The 1,006-nt window shown below is 63.7% G+C and carries 1 protein-coding gene; it reads left to right on the top strand.

Annotated elements, in window-relative coordinates:
- Window positions 1–977: DDE-type integrase/transposase/recombinase (locus tag AC629_RS44480; RefSeq protein WP_084810845.1), on the top strand; the 977-nt coding region annotated here is incomplete at its 5' end.
- Window positions 978–1,006: the final 29 nt, after the last annotated feature.

Here is a 1,006-nt window from a genome sequence, read left to right as displayed (position 1 = left end):
GCAGTGAGGCTGCGATCGAGGCGCAGGTCCTGGCCGTGCGCGACAAGCATCCGGCCTGGGGAGCACGCAAGATCGCCCATTGCCTGACGCGGAGCGGACAAACGGTGCCCGTGCCGTCAACGGTGCACCAGATCCTGTGTCGGAACGGCCGGATCAAGCCGAGCGAGAATGCGCCGCCTAATCCGGGGCACCGCTTCGAGAAGGAAGCGCCCAACCTGCTGTGGCAGATGGACTTCAAGGGTCATTTGCCGCTCGCCAACGGGACACGGTGCCATCCACTGACCGTTGTCGACGATCACTCGCGCTATGTCCTGTGCCTGAAGGCCTGTGCCGACGAGCAGCGTCTCACCGTGCAGGATCACCTGACCGCGACGTTCCGCTGCTATGGCCTGCCGGAGGCCTTCTACACCGACAACGGCTCACCCTGGGGCGATACGTCCGGCCTTCGTTGGACCGGACTGAAGGTATGGCTGCTCAAGCTTGGCATCAGGGTGGTGCACGCCAGGCCATGCCACCCACAGGCCCGCGGCAAGAACGAACGCTTCCATCGCACCTTGAAGGCTGAGGTCTTTGCCATGCGCCGCTTCCGCACGCTCCCGGAAGTCCAGCGCGCCTTCGATGCCTGGCGGCCGGTCTACAATCTGGAGCGCCCCCACCAGGGCCTCGATATGCACGTCCCCGCCGATCGCTTCCGGCCGAGTGCTCGTGCCATGCCGGCCCGCGTTCCGAACGTCGAATACGACAGTGGCGAGGTCGTGCGCAGGGTCTCATCGACAAGACCCTATATCTCCTTCAAGGGACGCTTCTGGAAAGTTCCGCAGGCCTTCGCCCGTGAACGCCTGGCCATCCGACCGCTGGATCGGGATGGCCACTACGGAATCTTCTTCGCCAGCTGGCAGGTCGCATCGATCGACTTGACCAATGGCCAACCTGTCAGTGATGTGTCCGAACAGGTGTCAGCGATGTCTCCGGGCTAAACACTTGTCCCGGGCATCCACGTTCTCGT

It is taken from the genome of Bradyrhizobium sp. NAS80.1 (assembly GCF_001908205.1).
Classification (GTDB): Bacteria; Pseudomonadota; Alphaproteobacteria; order Rhizobiales; family Xanthobacteraceae; genus Bradyrhizobium.
The sequence above is the reverse complement of the archived record's forward strand: the minus strand, read 5'-3'. Positions and strand labels throughout refer to the sequence as shown.